Genomic DNA, 19,122 nt, shown 5'->3' on the forward strand with positions numbered 1-19,122 from the left:
GCAAATGGCAGCTCCTTCTTTTGTTCTCACATCTGCATTATCGTGATAAGGTACCTTGCAGACGATTTGTTTCGGCGATTACTTTTTCTTCATCGATCGTTAAGCAGCGGCCATCTTTCACGACGTTTTTGCCATCAATGTATACGTCACATACATCATTTCCGCGTGCTGCATAAAGCAGGTGCGAATAGGCTTCACTCAATGGCTGAAGATGTTCTTTGTCATAAGGGTAAATGGTGATGAAATCTGCTTTTTTACCAGCTTCCAGTGATCCTGTATGACCCATGCCTACTGCTTCGGCACCCATTCTTGTCGCCATGGCCAGTGCCGTTTGGGCAGGGAATTTAGTGGCATCCTTATACATTCCTTTTTGCAGTAAAGCAGCCGTCCTCATTTCTTCGAACATATCGAAGTTGTTATTGGAGGCGACGCCATCTGTTGCAACTCCCACTTTAATGCCTGCATCAAGAAGGCTGACGACATCTGCTATTCCAGATCCGAGCTTCAGGTTACTGATTGGATTATGGGCAACGCGAACATCATGCTGTTTTAGTATCGCCCGCTCTTCATCATTGAGAACCACTCCATGTGCCATCACAGTAGGCTGATCGAACAGCCCTAGTCGGCGAAGGTGCTCGACAGGACGGGATCCGTAACGTTTTTCGATGTCGAGGATTTCAAAGTCCGTTTCCGATACGTGAATATGCACCATCAAATCATTCTCTTTTGCAATCCGTGCACTTTCCATAATCGCTTCAGGTGTGCAGGCATATGGGCTATGTGGTGCGACCATTGTAGTCAGGCGGCCATCGGCAAACGTTTTATAGTTTTTTGAAAACTGCTCAGCCCCCATGAGGTTCGCTTTTTGATCTTTTTCCGTACCCAAGCTGAAGATTGTGTAGGAAAAGGCTCCGCGCATTCCTGTTTCGCCTATCGTCTCCATTACAGCACCTGCATCTATTCCATTAGGATTAAACATATCCGAAAATGTCGTGGTTCCTGATTTCATCATTTCCATGATGCCAAGCTGTGAACTTACAGAGGCGATTTCCGTTGTAAACTGGCTTTCGATCGGCCATATTTTCGTTTCAAGCCATGGCTTCAGCAGCATATCGTCCCCGATACCGCGTAAAAGGGTCATTACAATATGCGAATGGGCATTCACAAGGCCTGGCATAATCCATTTCCCGCCAAGGTTGACCACTTGATCTGCATCTGCCAATTGTTGTTCATCATGCTGGCCGATGTAGGATATGGTATGATCTTGTACAATCATCATGCCGTTTTCAAAGATTTGATTTTCCTTGTCCATAGTAAAAAATGTAGCATTCACATATATTGTTTTCATAAGTATTTCCTCCAAAGTCGTATCATGTATCAACATGTTCTATTCCGCATTCTAAACTAGCACCTTACAGGTAATCAAGTAATTCCATATTATCAGGGGACATTTCCATTTACATTAGGAACCTATTGGAAGTGCTCCGAGATGAATGCTTCCTTCAATTACCACATAGTGGATGCCCATTGCAAAATCAATTGCTAAAAAAAATCTTCCCTCTATTGCCAGTGACGATCATGGCTTCTTGCACATCTTGAAGACCATAGTAAGAATCCGGCATCATGAATTTCAACCTTTTATCAGCGATGAACCCCATCAAAAGATTAAACGTTTCATGCCAGGTATGAACGGAAGCCTGCTGATTCCAATGCCGAAGATGAAACATTTTAACATTCACTTTTGTCCTTTGGGAAATTTTCGCCCAATTCACAGACTGTCCTGATAAAAGGCCAATCGTTAATAAGATGCCATTAGGCCGAACGCAAAAAGCGAGTTCGGAGCCATCGATGCCGCCTACTGAATCTATGGCCGCTTTCGCCCCGCGCCCATTCGTCATTTCCATCACTGTATCATGCAATGATGATCGGGACGTATCGATCACATATGAAGCACCAAGTTTAAGCAGTTCTTCCGTATACTTATTGTTTCTCGTTACAGCAATCAGCTTAAATCCAAGAATTCTGGATAACTGGGCAAAGATGCGGCCAATGGAAGATCCGCAGGCATTTACAAGTAAAACATCAGCCGGTTTCAAAGTTAATACTTCTGTACAGATTAGCCATGCGGTAATCGGGTTTATATATAATTGCGCTGCTATATGGTCCTCAAGCGAATCCGGAATGACGATAGCCAGCTCCGCAGATGTTTTAACATAATCCTGCCAGGTCCCTTCACCGCGCAAAGGCAGAACACGCTTGCCTATTAGCTCTTTCGAAACCGATGGACCCACCTCTTCGACAATGCCGACCCCTTCATAACCAGGTATGGAAGGCAAGGGAATTCGGTGGGAATATGCACCGCGAATGGGCAGCAAGTCAGACGGGTTAATGGGACGTGTGGTCATCCGAACGAGGACCTCCCCTTCGAAAGGACTTTGAATAAATTTATTTTCAACTTTTAAAACCTTTTGCGGATTCCCGAACTCATAGAATTTAATACATTTGGCTTCCAAGATGATAAGTCTCCTTTAATATATAAGTCTTTCTATTTTATCATTTAAACTAATCCCACCTGGCACTTTAAGAGCTTTTAACTCTGGATTAATGTTCATATATTGTGGTTTTTCACGTTTTAATCCTCTTTCCATAAATTTTGTCTTTAAGAATCTTCTTATTTTTCCAAGCATATCGTTTATAAAACGTTTGTTTATACAAGGGGTGAAGAGATTGAATAAAGTAGGAAAAGATGATTTTGTATCTGGGTTCGTACCACATCATAATCATGGATCTGTTGATTATACTTCCATAGCGGACGGCCATGTCCATCAATGTTTAGATGTAACTTCCCCTCCAATTCCATCACAAGAGGGAGAACATATTCATTATACTGAAGGATATGTGTTATTTGAGGATGGGCATACCCATTATTATAAGGCTTATTCGGGACCACCCATTCCGGTTGGAAATGGAATGCACGTTCACTATTACGATTTTTACACAACCGAAGAAGATGGGCATAAACATAGAATTAAAGGGGTCGACCAACCTGCTCCAGGGAATAAATAAGATACATGATAAACAAAAAACATCAGGGGGATGTGAAATCCCCCTGATGTTTTTTTGCCTCGATAGTCTGACTCTAAATGCATCTCACTGATCTTGAGATAAACCAATTGGAATGCATAGGGGCGTTTGATCAACAGGATTTTCAATAATGCAGCATTCCAGTCCGAAGACGTCCTTGATCATCTCTTTTGTAAAGACCGTTTCAGGCGGTCCTTCTTTATAGATTTTCCCCTTCTTGATGCTAATCAGGTGATCGGCATACTGTGCCGCTTGATTCAAATCATGCAGAACCATGACAATCGTACGTCCATAAGTTACGTTTAAATCGCGCAGTAATTCCAATATTTCAATTTGGTGCGCTAAGTCGAGATAGGTTGTCGGTTCATCTAATAGTAAAAGGTCGGTTTCTTGTACTAAAGCCATCGAAATCCATGCTCTTTGCCTTTGTCCACCAGATAATGCATCCAATGTCCGATCAGCAAACTCCGTCATTTTTGTTGCTGATAATGCACGGTCGACAATCCTATGATCTTCCGGGGTTTGCCTGGAAAATAAGCCTTTGTGCGGATGCCTGCCATAATAGCATAGTTCTTTAACGGTTATATCTTCAGGCGCTTCCGGAGCTTGGGGCAAGATAGCCAATTTCTTTGCGACTTCCTTGGAAGATTGATGATGAATGGCCTTTCCATCTAAATAGATCGTGCCTTGCTGTGGCATTAGTAATCTAGCTAGAGACCTTAGAATGGTGGATTTGCCACAACCATTGGAGCCAATGATTATACTGATCTTACCTTCAGGAATTTCTAAATCGATATTATCAATGATTTGAGTTGATCCATAAGAGAGAGAAAGATGCTCTGCTGATAATGTTGTCATGGTCGCCAGCCTTCCTTATGTTATTTTTCGTTCACGGCGTAATAGATATAAAAAATATGGTACTCCAATCACCGCAGTGATGATTCCGGCGGGTATTTCTATTGGAGGGAATAATCCTCTTCCAAGGCTATCGGCAACGAGGAGAAAGATAGAACCGAAAAGAGCTGAAGCAGGAAGTAATACCTTGAATTTTGACCCTACCACTCTCCGTGCAATATGGGGGGCAATTAAACCAATGAACCCGATGGAACCAACCGCTGCTACACAGACTCCGATTAATATGACAGAAACACTTAACAATATATAACGCAGTAATTTTGATCTTTCACCGAGACCTGTAGCTATATCGTCTCCAAGACTCAGTACATCCATTTTAGACGTCAATGCAATCAATACAGGTACAAGCACAAGACATGGAAGCAAAATGAATACTTGATCCCATCCTCTTCCCCATAGACTGCCGGTCAACCACAGCAGTGTCGTGTTTACATCATCCGGGAACTTGACCATGAAATACTCTATGCCAGCTTGACATATGGCCCCTAAAGCAATTCCGACCAAAGCTATAGTATTTGGCTGAGCTCCTTTTTTATAAACAAATATCATCAAAATCGCCGCCATGACCGCCGCTCCGATAAAAGCTGAAAGAGGAAGTATGATAATGGGCGATTGCGGAAATAAAACAATAACAATAACAGCTGCCAAACCGGCCCCTTTTGTTACCCCAATCACATCTGGAGAAGCCAAAGGATTTCGAAGGACACCTTGCAGAATGGCTCCAGCCGTTGCCAATCCGGCTCCCACTATCACGGCTATTAAAATACGCGGTATGCGATAGTTGTGCAGAATGAATGCCTGACTTTGCATGCCATTTCCAAGGAAATTTTGGAGAATTTCTAAAGGTGAGATATAAATGGCCCCTAAGCCCAGGCTCACCATCGATAAAATCAGCACGGTAACCGTCAGCAATAGGATAATAGAATAAGGGGGTAAATTTGATTTCAACCCAAATGTCCGTTTTAATTTCATTGCTTGATATTCCTCCCTCTCTTCGCTAAATAAAGGAAGAATGGCGCACCGATTATAGCTGTTACGATGCCTACCGGCGACTCAAAAGGATAAGCGATGAACCGTGCGAGAATATCTGCGTAAACTAAGAGTAAAGCGCCGAATAATGCAGAGAAAGGGATGATTCTTCGGTAATCACCGCCCACCATTCTCCTGACGATATGAGGAATAATCAATCCCACAAATCCCACTGGGCCTGCGACGGCAACCGAAGATCCTGCCAAAATGATCACCAATATTCCTGCTAAAATACGGATTCGGTACACCCGCTGCCCAAGCCCCTGCGCCATATTTTCACCTAAGACAAGGATGGAAACAGATCGAGAGAACAAGACAGCAACTAATAGCCCGAAAATAGACCAAGGAAGGATCATGTTTACGTGCACCCATGTCTTTCCATTAATAGACCCGACTAACCAATAGAGCACATCTTTCGCTTGTTCATTAAAGATGATCATGCCTTGCGTTAAGGAAGATAAAAAAAAGTGAACAGCCATTCCAGCCAATGCCAGCTTTACTTGGGTCATTCCTCCTCCCGAAGCAAAAGAATAGACTGCCATCCCTCCCACTGCTGCACCAATGAATGCAACGCAAACTAGAGAGACGGAAGAAAGGTTAGGAAAGAAAACAAAAGCTGACACAATAAAAAATGAGGCACCGGCATTAACACCAAACACTTGTGGAGAAGCTAATGAATTCCGGGTAATAGCCTGCATGAGAGCACCCGCTACCGCTAAATTAGCACCGACCAACGCTCCAACTAAAGCTCGGGGCAATCGAAGAGTTCTTATAATAGTCTGTTCCTTGGACGAGTCGATCTCAAAAAAGGACTTCAAAACCATTGATGCATCAATATCTGCCGCTCCCACAGAAAGACTCATCAGGACGCCTAAAATTAACAAAACGATACCAGCGATAGCTGTACATAACACTTTAAGTTTACTTCTAACTACAGTTTCCATTGACTATACAACACACTTCCTAACTAAATTTAAACCTAATGGAAAGCGAAGTAAGAATGGGATCTCTTACTTCGCTTTTGTTCCTCTATTCTTCACCAAGCATTTTTAAAGTGTCTTTAGCAATGGCCTCTGCGGATACAACACCACGGTATCTCGTCCATAAATCTCGATCAACACTATACACCTGTCCGTTTTTTACAGCCTTCAAGTCTTTCCAAAGAGGATTGTCTTTCCACTCATCAGTAAGTAACTTACCCTCATTGTTCGCTAAAAGCAGCACATCCGGATTAATCTCGACAAGCTGCTCCAGATTCATCTCGGCATGTGGCAGTTCCTGCTGAATGGCATTTTTCAATCCCATGCGCTCAAGCAATTCTCCATCATAAGAAGAAGAAGTATGGGCTTGGAATGAAGTATCACGTACAACTGCAGGTAAAACCGTCATATTTGAATCAACAGTAAGCTTTGCTTTAAGTTCCTTAATCGTTTTTTCATGCTCGCTCAATCTTTTTTCTGCAGCATCTTCCTGATTTACTGCTTTTGCAATCGTTTTAAAAGAATCCAGATTTTCTTGATATGTAGATTCCCGACTTTTTAAGACAACGGTAGGAGCAATCTGCTGTAGTTCTTTATAAATCCCTTTATGGCGCTCAGCATCTGCAATGATTAAATCCGGCTGTAAAGAACTGATAACCTCTAAATTAGGCTGCTCACGTGTTCCTACGGAAGTATAATCCATTTCTTGACCAACAAGTTTTGTAATCATATCTTTTTTGTTGTCATCTGAAATCCCGATAGGTTTTATCCCTAGGGCATTTAAAGAATCAACGAAAGATAACTCAAGCGTAACTATTTTTTTAGGAGTGTTTTTAATTTCCGTTTCTCCCATTTCATGCTTAATCGTCCTTACTTCTTGATTACTTGTTTCGGCAGATGTCTTCTCTGCTTCCGTTGTTTTTTGAGAATTATTACATCCTGATAACACCATCATAATCGTAAATAACAGGATGAATGCTCCTCCCCCAAATGTTCTTACTTTTCTAGATTCTCTCATTTTTTGCACCCTTTCCGTCATCTATACCTACTTAACTTCTTATCTGACTAATACATTCATAATTGAAAATGATTATCATTATCCTGTTGTTATGATAAAGTCATAGATTGATACCGTCAATATTAATAAAATTTTGTGAATAAAAATCATTATGGCCATTAAGACAACCTGCATGCATTTTATTGATTACAACAACCTCTGATTCGTGAAGTAGCAGAATGAATTGAAGTAGACTTGGAAATTTCGTAACAAACCCTCATAACTTTCTCGATTTGACATATATCTGATCGATTTAAACTTTAAAACTGTAAAAAAAGAGATAGTCATTTATGACTATCTCTCAGACTGTAGGCAAACTCGATATTAATTGAGTTCGACTGCAATTTAAAAAAGCGTTTAGAGTTGATTTCAGAAATCCGCTCCCTTTCCGCCGACTGTCTGCCAAGCCTCCTCGCCACAAGCGCCTGTGGGGTCTTGGCTAGCCAGTTATTCGGCAGGTGTGTCGCAAATTTCTTCAATCCATTGAGGGTTTCATAAAACAGTCAAAAACCCATTAAGGAATCTTGTATTAAAATCATAGTTCCGTTCCAGCTAAACTATAAAACAAAGTTGATTGGAACGGAAGGTACGAGACTCCTGCGGGAAGAACGCGTCCAAGGGAGGTCCCACAGGCGCAAGAGCGCCGAGGAGGCTCCCGGACCGCCCGCGGAAAGCGAGTGCCTGGAGTGGAAATCAACTTTTACACCCTCAAAAAAACGTTCCAGCTGATTTCAGATAAAAAGAACAATAAACCTTTTTTCTATTTATGGTAAATGTAGATAAATTACAACTAATCGATCAATATTGGAGGAAAGCATTTAGTGGGTTATATGATTAGAAATAAATATTTGAAAGTTTTAATACCGGTAGCTCTCATTAGTTGCCTGCGTTTATTGGTATTACTCAAGTATAGTAATATCAGGAACTTCAGAAAATGGAATGTGGAAGGTAACTTATTCGAAAAAATATAGATTCCAGCGAACCATATGGATGGGAAGGTCATTTAAAACAAAGAAATAACGATAATGTAACTGTAAAAGCCATTGTAGTTGAAGTAAATGATAAAGTTAATACAAGTATCGATAGTTTTAATGAAGGAAGGGCGGAGGATGGCGAAATTACTGTTTTGCATCCTTTTTCATATGATTTTCACTTAGGACCTAAGCCATCAAAAGGGACGGTTGTGTCCGTAGTTTGGGAACACGATGATAAGACTTATACCGATATAGTTCAAATTAGGTAGATATTAATTGATTCTGCCTGCAATTTTAAAAAACGTTCGGAGTTGAATGCAGAAAACCAGAAAAACATTAATAATCATCTAGTCTTGCTTTAATATCATGGTTTCGGTATGAGACCGTTCCGAACTTCTTTTGTAGACAATTGATATTAATTAAGTTTGCAAAAATCGGTGATTGGAACGTAGGGCACTCGCTTTCCAATCACCGTTCAAATTTCACGAACAAGACTAGATCTTCTTTGCCCTTCCAGGTTATTTTAGTGAAACTTTCCTTTTAAAAAGCGATACAGTCCATCTTCTCGATATGAATACTCCGTCACTTCATCGGCTTGTTCTTTGACCAGGTCAGTGGCGTTTTTCATGGCAACGCAATGTCCGGCGAGTTTAAATAGCGGAAGGTCATTCTCGCCATCGCCTACTGCCAGAATATTTTCGGGTGCTAGCTGAAAATGTTTCAGCAGCAGTTGAACGCCTGTTGCTTTTGTGATGCCTTCCACGGTCACTTCTACATTATGATGAGTGGAGGAAGCTGTTGTAAAGGCATTGTACTGCTTGATTTTCCCCAACTCCGCTTTCCATTTTCGAATCGTATTCATTTCATTGCTGAAAAAGTAGATTTTGGCGACACTGCTTATATCCAGCTCTTCTGACCACCTTATTTTGTCTTCGACTGCACCCTGTCTTGATAGCCATTCATTTTCATCGACTGTCTCAGGTTTTGGTATCAAACCTTGTTTAACCATATAGTCTTTATCTTTAAGTAATGCCATCCGTGTTCCATCGTTCGGATGAACTTCGTAAAAAATCTCTTCCGCTCCTGCTTTTGCTACCAATTCCTCCACAAGTTCAGTCGACAGGGCGTGTTCTACTATCTGTTCCTTTCCGATGAATACGGACATTCCATTGGCGGTCACCATTCCATCGGCTTCCATGCCGGACGGCAAAACGTCCCTCACTTCTTCCAGCGTTCTTCCTGTTGCAATGAAAATCAGTTTACCGCTTTTCCTAAGTTCGCCTATGTATTGTTCCAGCGTCTCATTCACAGTATTTCTTTCATTCAATGTCGTGCCATCCAAATCGAGCACAATTGCCTTGTTGGTCATGTAAATCACCTCAAAAATCCGAATGATGATGAAAATGCCAACAGCCCATTATCTAGAAGATGTTAGGCTGCTGGTATCATTCATTTATTTTGTTTCTGTACCTTATTAGTATAACAGTTTAGGATAATCCTAAAAGTTTCATGACGCTTAGGATCAAGAGACCGACCACACCGAAGTCCGAATCACCAAATGTGGTCCCTTCAAACCCTACATCCCCCAAGAAGACCAGGAGTATCGCCGGCAGGAAACTGATGATGAGTCCGTTGGCAAAGGACCCGAGCATCGCTCCGCGTCTGCCTCCTGTGGCATTTCCAAATACACCTGCTGCAGCTCCGGTGAAGAAATGCGGTACAAGTCCCGGAACGATTACTTTCAATCCTAGTACCGGAAGGAGGAACATGGATAATAGTCCAGCCAGGAAACTGAATAGGAACCCGATGATCACTGCATTTGGAGCGAATGGAAAGATGGTGGGACAGTCCAATGCAGGTTTTGTATTTGGCGCCAATTTATCGGCAATCCCTTTGAATGCAGGGACGATTTCAGCAATTAACATCCGTACCCCTGCAAGGATAATGTAGACTCCTGCAGCAAATGTTATCGCCTGGATGAATGAAAATACGATGAAGTTCGAACCGCCGGATAATTCCGTTTCAATATAGTTCTGTCCTGCAAACAATGCGACGATCACGAAGAACATCGTCATCGTAAGCGATACAGCGACTGATGTGTCCCTCAGGAATCCTAAAGATTTAGGAACCTTGATTTGCTCTGTCGTTTTTTCCTTATTTCCAAACCATTTTCCAACAGTCGCGGATACAAAATATCCGATTGTCCCGAAATGGCCGATGGCAAAATCATCGCTTCCGGTAATCTTCCGTACGTATGGCTGAAGGAGAGCTGGGAACATCACCATGCATACTCCTAATAGAATGGAACCGACCAAGATAAGCGGAAATCCGCTGAGCCCGCCGACCGATAGGGTGACTGCAAGTAAACAAGCCATGAATAAGGTATGGTGTCCCGTTAAAAATATATATTTAAATGGCGTGAAACGAGCTAGCCAAAACATTGACCACCATACCAAAAACCATGATTAGTGCAGTCGAAGTCCCAAAATCACTTTGGGCGGCTGCGACAATGGCTTCGTTATTCGGTATGACGCCTTGTACATTGAATGCATGATCGAACATTTTACTGAATATATCAAGGGCGCCAATGAGCACTGCCGCTCCCGCTCCAATGATAATGAAGCCCATGACGGTTTTTAGCGTTCCAGATACAACATCCGCACTGGATTTCCTCTGTAACAGCAGTCCAATGAGGGCAAACAGCCCCACAAGTATGGAAGGTGTACCCAAGATGTCATTCATGATAAGTTCCAGCATTGACTCTCCCCCTCTTCTTTATGTTTTCTTCTTATAGATGTGAAGCCAATTTCGATGTGATTTCAGGAATGCTCATCATGTTTTCCAGTGTGACGATCGTCCGGGTTCCATCATCCAGCTGACGGACAATATCCGCCGCTCCCAGAAAAATATCAGCTTGAACCGTTTTTGCGGATGCCAGATCCGTATGATCCACCTCAGCTGTCTTACCCATTTCCGTCAACGCTTTCTTCACATTCATCTCCATGATGAAGCTGCTTCCCAATCCGTTTCCGCATACTACCATGATTTTCTTCATATCAATCTCTCCTTTTTTTATCCTACATGAATTTCCAATTTAGATTTGATTTCAGGGATACTCATCATGTTCTCCAGTGTGACGATCGTCCGGGTTCCATCATCCAGCTGACCGACAATATCCGCCGCTCCAAGGAAAATATCAGCCTGAACCGTTTTTGCGGATGCCAGATCCGTATGATCCACCTCGGCCGTCTTCCCCATTTCCGTCAATGCTTTCTTTACATTCATCTCCATGATGAAGCTGCTTCCCAATCCGTTCCCGCATACTACCATGATTTTCATTCCGCTTCCTCCTTCGAATATTTATGAACGTACTCCATAAGGACCGATTTATCTGAAGTGCTTAAGATTTCTTCTATATTGGCTGGTTCATTCAATAATTGAGTGAGCTGGATCAATGCCCGCAGATGCGAATCGTTATCTACGGCCGCCAAAATGATAATCAGGCGAACCGGTTTATCCGGCGCAAAGTCCACGGCTTCATCCAATTTCAGCAAACTCATGGATAAAGACCTGACCCCCTGCTCCGGACGTGCATGGGGAATCGCCACTCCAGGCGTTATCACTACATATGGTCCATTCGTTTCTATGGCCTCGATCATGGCATCCACATATCGTTCTTCGACGGTACCTAAGTCCACGAGAGGCTTGGCCGCGACTTGAATGGCTTCTTTCCAATCGGAAACTTGCTGCTGTAATTGAATGGTTTGCATATTGAGCAGTTCTTCTAACACAGGCTTCTCTGCCTCCTTTAAAGAAAATTGGGTTATTTTTGGTGTATGGGTATACACATTCGACTTCAAAGCCTTTTCAAGCTGATCCTGTTCATGGATGGTTGCATACTTGGAAATGATCTTTAATAAAGCTGCAACATCCACACTTTCCGTCGTATATCCATACAATTCCTGCATGACCTGCTGGCGCAATGTATGTTTGTCCTGCATTTCCAAAATGGGCGGTACAACGAATAATGCCGCTTTTGTTCTCATATGCACCGTCGAGAAAACAAGATCGTACGACAGTGGGTATTCAGCCGCGTTTCTTACGGACAGAACATCCAGGAACAATATATCCGGAAATAATTCCCTCAATGTATAAATGAGGATATTGCTGATGCCAATACCATTCGGGCATACGACAATCGCCCGTTTTCGATCATCCAATGTGGTCCCTTGCCTGCGCAGCCAGCCGCCAAAATAGATCGTGAAGTATGCAACTTCTTCTTCTGATACTGGACAGCCAATCTCTTTCTCCAACACCCACAGGGATTTTTTTGTCAAATGATGCAGTTCAGGATAGACCTTCTGCACCCGTCCCGTCATCGGGTTCATTTGCGGGAGACCATACCGCAGGCGATGATATGCCGGTTTAAAATGAACATATAATTGTTGGCATAGCTGCTCCTTGTCTTTCAGGTGAACAAATGCCAGCCTCTCGAACTCTTCCACGATTTCCTGCAAAAGGTGTTGAATGACTTCATCATCCTTAAGAGGGGAAATATCCTTCGTTCGATTCATGCTCAGTAAATGTAAGGTTGCGTATAAGTTTTCCGTTTCGCTCCATACTGATTGAAAGGCATTAGTTCTGGTCATATCCTCAACCAGTTTGTATTCTTCCGTCGCAACAAATGGCGCCCAGCTCTCGTCGGCCTGTAACTCTTCCCCTCTTCCTATGAGCTGATCTGTACATAGAAATAAATAGCTCAGTTCATGAAGCCGTTCATCCGTAAAGGTGATGCCCAATTTACGTTCGGCCCTTTCAAGCTGTAACCGGATCGAGCTGATTTGCTTTTCATGATTTCCCCATATGCACTCCATGATCAATTCACTATTGGGACTGTTCAGTACATCATGCACGAGACGTTCAATGATATATCTCTTTACTCGGCTTTCCCCAATCACCACATAGCCATCTTGTTTGGAATACTGGATCTTGAGCGATATGTCCCTGTTTTTCTCTTTAAGTCTTTTTAAATCCTTCAGCACCGTATTTCGTGAAAGCCCGGTGATCGTCTGGAAATGATAGACGGACAATTCTTCTAGGCTTAACAGGATCATGAGGTAAAAGACCTTTTCCCTATCTGTCTCTGAAAATATATAATTGCGTTTTGTCAGTTTTACATTCAATTCTTCATCCCTGATTGTTTCAGAAAAGGAGTAGCCCATTTCACGATTATATTGAATTGGTTGATATCCATGAAATTGGAGCCAGTCATTCGCTTTGCTCAGACCATATTGGATTTGCCTTCTCGTCAAACCTGTTTGGGCTTCAAGTTCTTTCATTTTTGAAATGGGCGAATGCTGTAATAGTTTTAGTAAATTGGCGCTTCTTTCATCTAAAAACATTCTCAATCCCTCTCCCTGCTTCTACGATATCTCACTTCTTATTAAAAATGTAGCGTTTCTAAGTCCGAATGTTGTCATAGGTACTGCACAATAATATACTCTTTAAACATTTGTGCACAATACAGCATCCTTGCTTAATCAATTAACATTCAGCCTAAAAGGGATCGTGGGAAGCTGGAGGGTGAATTTAAAGAGGAATTGTATTTTCATGTTTAATTACCTAAAGTTTAGATATAAATCTTATATTATTATTCTTTTAGGGATTTTTATTGGTACAATACTTGCCGGAATTTTATTTGAAAACCCAGATTATTTTATAGGTATTCTTGTGTTCTAGTAGGTTTATTAATTGGAGAATGCATAATGATAAAAAAGTGGTTCAAAGAACGATAAACAAAAAGAAGACTTCAGAAAGGTGTCCTCTAACTATTCAAAGATTTTGAATGGTACATTCATTTTTTTTTGAATGCTGCAGCTTATTAAACACCTCGATTACGAAGGGATAGGACAACAAGTCTTGCCTCAAATCCGGTAAAAAATTAAAAAGGCTTCGGAATGAGAACATTCCGAAGCCTTTTTGTCTACAAACTAGAAAGGACAAATATCCCCTCTTTTATTCAATCAGTGCGTCATCTTTAGATCTGCTTGCTGAAGTCGCGCTGAGCTCCCCTATAGCTTCCGATGATATTTTGATAACCAGGAAGCTGGCTGGAAAGTAAAGCACCAAAACCTTCGACATCGTTGCGCCAATCACGTTGTAATTCGCACGCTACGCTAAACCAGTTCATAAGCTGCACACCGCCATGGGCCATACGCGCTAAAGCCGCATCAGCTACCTGTTTGCTTACTGTTCCAGAAGCATCAGTGACAGCGAATACTTCATAACCAGCGTTCAAAGCGGAAAGTGCCGGGAAAGCAACACAGACATCTGTAACCACGCCCGCAATGATAAGTTGTTTTTTTCCAGTTTCTTCGATTGCTTTAACAAAATCTTCATTATCCCATGCGTTAATTTGTCCAGGCCGAGCTATTTTTGGTGCGTGAGGAAAAAGTTCTTCCAATTCTTGCATGAGCGGTCCGTTTGGTCCGTTTTCAAAGCTTGTCGTTAAAATGACTGGTAAATCAAAAAACTTAGCGGTGTTGGCCAGAGCCATAACATTGTTCTTGAATTCATCAACACCATAATCACGCACTAGCCCGGAAATAAGACCGGTTTGATGATCCACCAGAAGAACGGCAGCATCATCTTTGGAAAGACGGGAATAGAGATCAGACATTTTTAAAGTCCTCCTTTTATTAAAAGCTATCGAAGAAAGTTCATATGTAGGGAAATCCCCCAACCCCTTCGTTGGTAACATTCAGTTTATAACTTAACTGACTGTTACTATTAGTTTATCTATAAACTAATAGCCTGTCAATCATATATAGATTAAGAATCATTGATTATTAATCTAGAATTGGAGTGTGATCGATCCAATGAATGAATTGTTGTAAATAACGCTCAAGATAACGTTTTGTTTGATCGTCAGTAAGCACTTTCCGATCAGAATCAATCTTTTTATGTACTTGCGATATCAGCATTTTTTGAAATGGAAGAACATGAACTTGCATGGCTTCTAATACTTGCCTGATCTGCATTTGAGCAAATGCAGTACCCATTCCACCAGGAGTTGCTCCAATCAGGCCAACTGGTTTTTTGGTAAGAACAGCGGATTCCCGAGGTCTTGATGCCCAATCCAATGCATTTTTTAATACGCCTGGTATTCCAGAATTGTACTCTGGACTTACGATAATGATACCGTCAACGTCCTGAATGGCGGATTTAAATGATGCCACCGTTTCTGGAATCCCACTTATTTCTAAGTCTTCGTTAAACAACGGAAGATCATTAATTTCGATCCAGCGAAATTGATACGAATCAACCATATCTGTCAATGATTGAGCAATGATTCGATTATAAGAATTTTCCCGTAAACTGCCGCAAATAAGGCCGATGGTTTTGGTCATCTACTTCCCTCCCTGTTTGAAATCATCTCCTATAGTACCATAATATACCAACAGCGAAAAAGTGACGTTATTCCTAATCACTAAATATGGCAAAACATAATAGCTGGGTAAAAAGAACTTCATATAATGAATCATGAATCATGAATCATGAATCCTAAATTGCTTACTCCAAAGTTATATTGAACCCTCTTCCATTTTCTGAATATTTCCAACATACTATAAACTATAAGCCATTGGGAGGAGTGCGGAAATGGATGAAAAGAAAGTTACATGGTTAGAGCTCTTTTATGATTTGTTATTTGTGGCGGCCGTTGCGGGTGCTACTCATGTTTTACTGCATGTTGAAGATGGTTTTATCCATCCAGAGTATTTATTAAAGTTCGTATTGATTTTTATTCCTATCTGGTGGGCTTGGGTAGGGCAAACCATATTTATTAACCGGTTTGGAAAGGATGTATTTCATCAACGGCTATTTTTGATATTGCAAATGTTTTTTGTCCTAATCATGACATCAAGCTTATCTGCTGATTTTGATCCTTATTATCTTTCATTTTTAATTGGTTATATTGGCTTAAGGGCCGTTACTGCTATCCAATATCTCGTTGTACAGCGGACAGAAGAGGGATTTCGAAAAAAGGCAGCACTCTTTTTGGGAAGGTATTTTTGGATTGGAATCGTCATTTCATTATTCTCCGTCCTTTTTGATTCTTGGCTTCGGTATGCTGTGTTGTATTTGGGCATCCTGATCGATATCATTGTCCCGATCCTTGGAAGGAGTGCTTAGAAAAGGTTCCTACAAATACGGCCCACTTGTTAGAGCGCTTTGGTCTATTTACCATCATTCTCTTTGGGGAAGCTCTTGTCAGCACGCTTGCGGTCATTCAACCTAAACAAGGAAATTGGGATTCGATAGCCTTTTCCATCATTTCATTTGCCCTGATAATAGCTATGTGGTGGCAATATTTCGATAACATGGAGAAGAAAGTCGACAAGTCTGTACAATCTTCCGGCCAAATCATCATTTACGGACATCTGTTTATTTTAATGTCTATAAGCATGATTGCCGCAGCCATCAGATTATTGTTTTTACATGAGGTCCATTATTCATTTATCCTCTATTTTGTTTTTGGTTCCGTATTGCTCTATTTCATTTCAACCACTTTTGTTTTCCACCAATATAGACATAAGCACCAGCGGTTGCAAATATATCATTTAGGGTTATTTTTAGGAATTTTAGCAGTCTTTTTTATTTTTAATTTGTTTGTCGGTGTACCGCATATTGTGATAATAGCCGAATTAACACTGTTTTTTATTATCTTTGCTAAACTAACGACTACATAATAAAGTAATCAAAGAAACCAGTATCAAACGATTATACTGGTTTCTTTGTATCGAAGTTGGAAGTTTTTGCATTTGACACCTAATTAGTTTATTCATAAACTGATTGTGACAAAGAAAGTATGAGGTGACATTCATGAAGGAAAACACAACGAATCCCTCCACATCTAATAATGAGGAACGACTGGGTTTAATGTTATGGTTCCGAATAACACGAATATATAACCAGAGTATCCGGGAATCCAATAAACATTTAAAGAAATGGAATCTATCAGCAGCCCAATTCGATATCCTGGTTCAAGTGGGTTCCCATGAACGATTGTCTCAGCAAGAACTGGCAAACAAGCTTTTTGTGACGAAAGGCAATATCACTCAACTATTAAGGAAAATGGAAGAAATGGGATTGATTATACGGGAGCAGGAATGGAAGACAAAATACCTTTCATTGACAGAGGAAGGTAAAGAGTTTTTTCATGAAGTCGTTCCTAAACAAGAGCATTTTCAGGCATCACAGTTTGCCAACTTGAATGAGACGGAAAAACAGCAGCTTTTAGATTTACTTAGGAAAGTTCAAACATAAAAAGATCCCCATTTGAATGGTGATCTTTTTTTTTATATCTTTGTTACTTCAGTTTGTTCATGAACAATGAAAGCACCACATTCACGATGGCGAAAATCAAACTAATTTTTTTGAATGTAAGTATTCTTTTGTTAGACAAACTTTTTATAAACTGCATTTTGATTATTCTATTCGATTATCAGTTGACATTTTGTATACATATGAATACAAGAAAAAGTGTATACAAACGTATACACAGGAAGAGGTCATAACATGAGAGATGAAAAATTCAAAAAAGATGGACATCACGGTGGTAGGCATAAAGACCATGGTTCACACCATCGTGGCCCCAAAACGTTTCGCCGCGGAAGGGCAATTGCTTTTTTAGAAATGATGAATCTTAAACGTTCAACCATTATGGAACAGTTAGATAAACCAGAGTTTCAATCCATCAATCAAATCTTAGTCGGTGAATTGAAAGCGATTGATATGTTAATTAACGAGTTCATTCAATTATTTGAAATACAAGAAAATGAAGCAGCCGATAAGAAAAGTGAAGAAAAGGAAACTTCCAAAGAGAAAGGAATGGAAACGAATGAAACAAATTAACAGTTATATCGACTCAGTATTTTATACCGGAGATGCCCTTTTGGAAGAAGTCATTTCGTCCATACAAGAAAACGGAATGCCGTCCATATCGGTATCCCCCTCATCCGGAAAACTTCTTACCATGCTTATTTCCATTTCAGGAGCTAAAAATGTTTTGGAAATAGGCGCTCTTGGGGGCTATAGCGGAATCTGCCTTGCCAGGGGATTCGGCAGCGAAGGAAAATTAACCTCCCTTGAATTAAAGGAGGAGTACGCAAAATTAGCTTATCGCACTCTATCCAAAGCTGGCTTTGGCGATCAAGTATCATACATGACCGGAGCAGCTCTGCAAAGCTTAGAAAAACTCGATCGAGATAACAGGAAATTTGATTTTTTCTTTATAGATGCTGACAAGGAAAATTATGATAATTACCTGCAATATTGCATTAAACTTGCAGAACCCGGTGCTTTAATCGTCATGGATAACGTACTTGCGAGGGGCAGTGTCGCAGATCCGGATGCTGAACCTAAACGTTACACTGCATTTATGAAGGAATTCAATGAAAAGGTGGCCAATCACCCTCAATTGGAATCAATGCTAATTCCAATCGGTGATGGGCTGACCATTTCAAAAGTAATCGTGCGAACTCACGGGTAAACTGCTGAAACTCACGAGTAAAACACCTAAATTCACGAGTAAACTGCTCAAATTCACGAGTAAATCGCGCAAACTCACGAGTAAAACAGCCAAACTCACGAGTAATGGGCGAATTCTCGAGGATATCGTTCAAACTTTCGATTTTATCGATCAATTTCACGTATATATCAATCAAACTCTCGTGTAATGTGCCAACTCACGAGTAAAACACCTAAATTCACGAGTAAACTGCTCAAATTCACGAGTAAAACAGCTTAATTCACGAGTAAAACAGCCAACTCACGAGTAAAACACCTAAATTCACGAGTAAAACACCTAAATTCACGAGTAAACTGCTCAAACTCACGAGTAAAACTGCTTATTTCACGAGTAAAACAGCCAAACTCACGAGTAATGTGCGAATTCTTGAGAATATCGATAAATCTTTTGAATATAACAACCACACTTTCGATTTTATCATCAATCTCACGTTTATATCGCCCAAATATCTTTCCATGAAGAAAAATAATATGAATTTCTATATTCTTGAAT

General features: G+C 40.9%; 16 protein-coding genes and 2 pseudogenes. 5 read left to right on the top strand and 13 right to left on the bottom strand.

What is annotated here, in order from left to right; genetic code table 11:
• Positions 1–37: 37 nt before the first annotated feature.
• The gene (locus ACIQZD_RS10795; RefSeq protein WP_402901781.1) at positions 38–1,348 is read right to left on the bottom strand and encodes an amidohydrolase family protein; all 1,311 of its coding nucleotides are present in this window, start codon (positions 1,346–1,348) and stop codon (positions 38–40) included.
• Positions 1,349–1,535: 187 nt separating this feature from the next.
• Positions 1,536–2,513, bottom strand: a complete 978-nt coding sequence (locus tag ACIQZD_RS10800; protein ID WP_402901784.1) for a zinc-dependent alcohol dehydrogenase family protein — start codon at positions 2,511–2,513, stop codon at positions 1,536–1,538.
• 214 nt (positions 2,514–2,727) lie between these two features.
• Between ACIQZD_RS10800 and ACIQZD_RS10805 the strand changes: the two genes are divergently transcribed.
• Positions 2,728–3,066, top strand: coding sequence for a YmaF family protein (locus ACIQZD_RS10805; protein ID WP_402901787.1), 339 nt, complete (start codon positions 2,728–2,730; stop codon positions 3,064–3,066).
• Between the two features lie 84 nt (positions 3,067–3,150).
• Here the strand turns inward: ACIQZD_RS10805 and ACIQZD_RS10810 are convergent, their stop codons facing one another.
• The 11 genes and pseudogenes from ACIQZD_RS10810 to ACIQZD_RS10860 all read right to left on the bottom strand — a co-directional run bounded on the left by ACIQZD_RS10810 (position 3,151) and on the right by ACIQZD_RS10860 (position 15,448).
• Positions 3,151–3,942, bottom strand: coding sequence for an ABC transporter ATP-binding protein (locus ACIQZD_RS10810; protein WP_402901790.1), 792 nt, complete (start codon positions 3,940–3,942; stop codon positions 3,151–3,153).
• A 15-nt stretch (positions 3,943–3,957) separates the two neighbouring features.
• On the bottom strand, positions 3,958–4,971 hold the full coding sequence (locus tag ACIQZD_RS10815) for a FecCD family ABC transporter permease (RefSeq protein WP_402901793.1): 1,014 nt from the start codon (positions 4,969–4,971) through the stop codon (positions 3,958–3,960).
• A complete protein-coding gene (locus ACIQZD_RS10820; protein WP_402901796.1) occupies positions 4,968–5,972 on the bottom strand; it encodes a FecCD family ABC transporter permease in 1,005 nt (334 codons plus the stop codon). The genes ACIQZD_RS10815 and ACIQZD_RS10820 overlap by 4 nt, the downstream gene beginning before the upstream one ends.
• Positions 5,973–6,057: 85 nt before the next feature.
• Positions 6,058–7,026: an ABC transporter substrate-binding protein gene (locus ACIQZD_RS10825; RefSeq protein ID WP_402901799.1), complete on the bottom strand. Its 969-nt coding sequence runs from the start codon at positions 7,024–7,026 to the stop codon at positions 6,058–6,060.
• A gap of 1,536 nt (positions 7,027–8,562) precedes the next feature.
• Positions 8,563–9,408: an HAD family hydrolase gene (locus ACIQZD_RS10830; RefSeq protein WP_402901802.1), complete on the bottom strand. Its 846-nt coding sequence runs from the start codon at positions 9,406–9,408 to the stop codon at positions 8,563–8,565.
• A 118-nt stretch (positions 9,409–9,526) separates the two neighbouring features.
• Positions 9,527–10,796, bottom strand: a pseudogene (locus ACIQZD_RS10835) (PTS ascorbate transporter subunit IIC).
• 31 nt (positions 10,797–10,827) lie between these two features.
• Positions 10,828–11,094: a PTS sugar transporter subunit IIB gene (locus ACIQZD_RS10840; protein ID WP_402901805.1), complete on the bottom strand. Its 267-nt coding sequence runs from the start codon at positions 11,092–11,094 to the stop codon at positions 10,828–10,830.
• Between the two features lie 17 nt (positions 11,095–11,111).
• Positions 11,112–11,378, bottom strand: coding sequence for a PTS sugar transporter subunit IIB (locus ACIQZD_RS10845; RefSeq protein ID WP_241591474.1), 267 nt, complete (start codon positions 11,376–11,378; stop codon positions 11,112–11,114).
• Positions 11,375–13,441, bottom strand: a complete 2,067-nt coding sequence (locus ACIQZD_RS10850; RefSeq protein WP_402901810.1) for a BglG family transcription antiterminator — start codon at positions 13,439–13,441, stop codon at positions 11,375–11,377. Before ACIQZD_RS10850 ends, ACIQZD_RS10845 begins: the two co-directional genes overlap by 4 nt.
• A gap of 635 nt (positions 13,442–14,076) precedes the next feature.
• Positions 14,077–14,718: an isochorismate family cysteine hydrolase YcaC gene (gene ycaC / locus ACIQZD_RS10855; RefSeq protein WP_048681500.1), complete on the bottom strand. Its 642-nt coding sequence runs from the start codon at positions 14,716–14,718 to the stop codon at positions 14,077–14,079.
• Between the two features lie 169 nt (positions 14,719–14,887).
• Positions 14,888–15,448 carry an NADPH-dependent FMN reductase gene (locus tag ACIQZD_RS10860; RefSeq protein WP_402901814.1) on the bottom strand — a complete coding sequence of 187 codons (561 nt, stop codon included), beginning with the start codon at positions 15,446–15,448 and terminating at the stop codon, positions 14,888–14,890.
• Positions 15,449–15,698: 250 nt separating this feature from the next.
• Between ACIQZD_RS10860 and ACIQZD_RS10865 the strand changes: the two are divergent.
• From ACIQZD_RS10865 to ACIQZD_RS10880, 4 genes and pseudogenes are all read left to right on the top strand, one after another.
• Positions 15,699–16,789 (top strand): annotated as a pseudogene (locus ACIQZD_RS10865) (low temperature requirement protein A).
• A 133-nt stretch (positions 16,790–16,922) separates the two neighbouring features.
• Positions 16,923–17,366: a MarR family winged helix-turn-helix transcriptional regulator gene (locus tag ACIQZD_RS10870; RefSeq protein WP_402901817.1), complete on the top strand. Its 444-nt coding sequence runs from the start codon at positions 16,923–16,925 to the stop codon at positions 17,364–17,366.
• Between the two features lie 252 nt (positions 17,367–17,618).
• A complete protein-coding gene (locus ACIQZD_RS10875) occupies positions 17,619–17,954 on the top strand; it encodes a hypothetical protein (protein WP_402901820.1) in 336 nt (111 codons plus the stop codon).
• Entirely contained in the window at positions 17,941–18,591 is a 651-nt protein-coding gene (locus ACIQZD_RS10880; protein ID WP_402901823.1) for an O-methyltransferase, read from the top strand. Before ACIQZD_RS10875 ends, ACIQZD_RS10880 begins: the two co-directional genes overlap by 14 nt.
• Positions 18,592–19,122: the final 531 nt, after the last annotated feature.

Origin of the sequence: Peribacillus sp. NPDC096447 (assembly GCF_044762725.1) — a bacterium.
GTDB lineage: Bacteria > Bacillota > Bacilli > Bacillales > DSM-1321 > Peribacillus.

Excerpts from the sequence above, each read along its gene's own strand:
- ACIQZD_RS10795 (WP_402901781.1), bottom strand. The coding sequence starts at position 1,348 with ATGAAAACAATATATGTGAATGCTACATTTTTTACTATGGACAAGGAA.
- ACIQZD_RS10810 (WP_402901790.1), bottom strand. The coding sequence starts at position 3,942 with ATGACAACATTATCAGCAGAGCATCTTTCTCTCTCTTATGGATCAACT.
- ACIQZD_RS10815 (WP_402901793.1), bottom strand. The coding sequence starts at position 4,971 with ATGAAATTAAAACGGACATTTGGGTTGAAATCAAATTTACCCCCTTAT.
- ACIQZD_RS10820 (WP_402901796.1), bottom strand. The coding sequence starts at position 5,972 with ATGGAAACTGTAGTTAGAAGTAAACTTAAAGTGTTATGTACAGCTATC.
- ACIQZD_RS10825 (WP_402901799.1), bottom strand. The coding sequence starts at position 7,026 with ATGAGAGAATCTAGAAAAGTAAGAACATTTGGGGGAGGAGCATTCATC.
- ACIQZD_RS10830 (WP_402901802.1), bottom strand. The coding sequence starts at position 9,408 with ATGACCAACAAGGCAATTGTGCTCGATTTGGATGGCACGACATTGAAT.
- ACIQZD_RS10840 (WP_402901805.1), bottom strand. The coding sequence starts at position 11,094 with ATGAAGAAAATCATGGTAGTATGCGGAAACGGATTGGGAAGCAGCTTC.
- ACIQZD_RS10845 (WP_241591474.1), bottom strand. The coding sequence starts at position 11,378 with ATGAAAATCATGGTAGTATGCGGGAACGGATTGGGAAGCAGCTTCATC.
- ACIQZD_RS10850 (WP_402901810.1), bottom strand. The coding sequence starts at position 13,441 with ATGTTTTTAGATGAAAGAAGCGCCAATTTACTAAAACTATTACAGCAT.
- ycaC (WP_048681500.1), bottom strand. The coding sequence starts at position 14,718 with ATGTCTGATCTCTATTCCCGTCTTTCCAAAGATGATGCTGCCGTTCTT.
- ACIQZD_RS10860 (WP_402901814.1), bottom strand. The coding sequence starts at position 15,448 with ATGACCAAAACCATCGGCCTTATTTGCGGCAGTTTACGGGAAAATTCT.
- ACIQZD_RS10870 (WP_402901817.1), top strand. The coding sequence starts at position 16,923 with ATGAAGGAAAACACAACGAATCCCTCCACATCTAATAATGAGGAACGA.
- ACIQZD_RS10875 (WP_402901820.1), top strand. The coding sequence starts at position 17,619 with ATGAGAGATGAAAAATTCAAAAAAGATGGACATCACGGTGGTAGGCAT.
- ACIQZD_RS10880 (WP_402901823.1), top strand. The coding sequence starts at position 17,941 with ATGAAACAAATTAACAGTTATATCGACTCAGTATTTTATACCGGAGAT.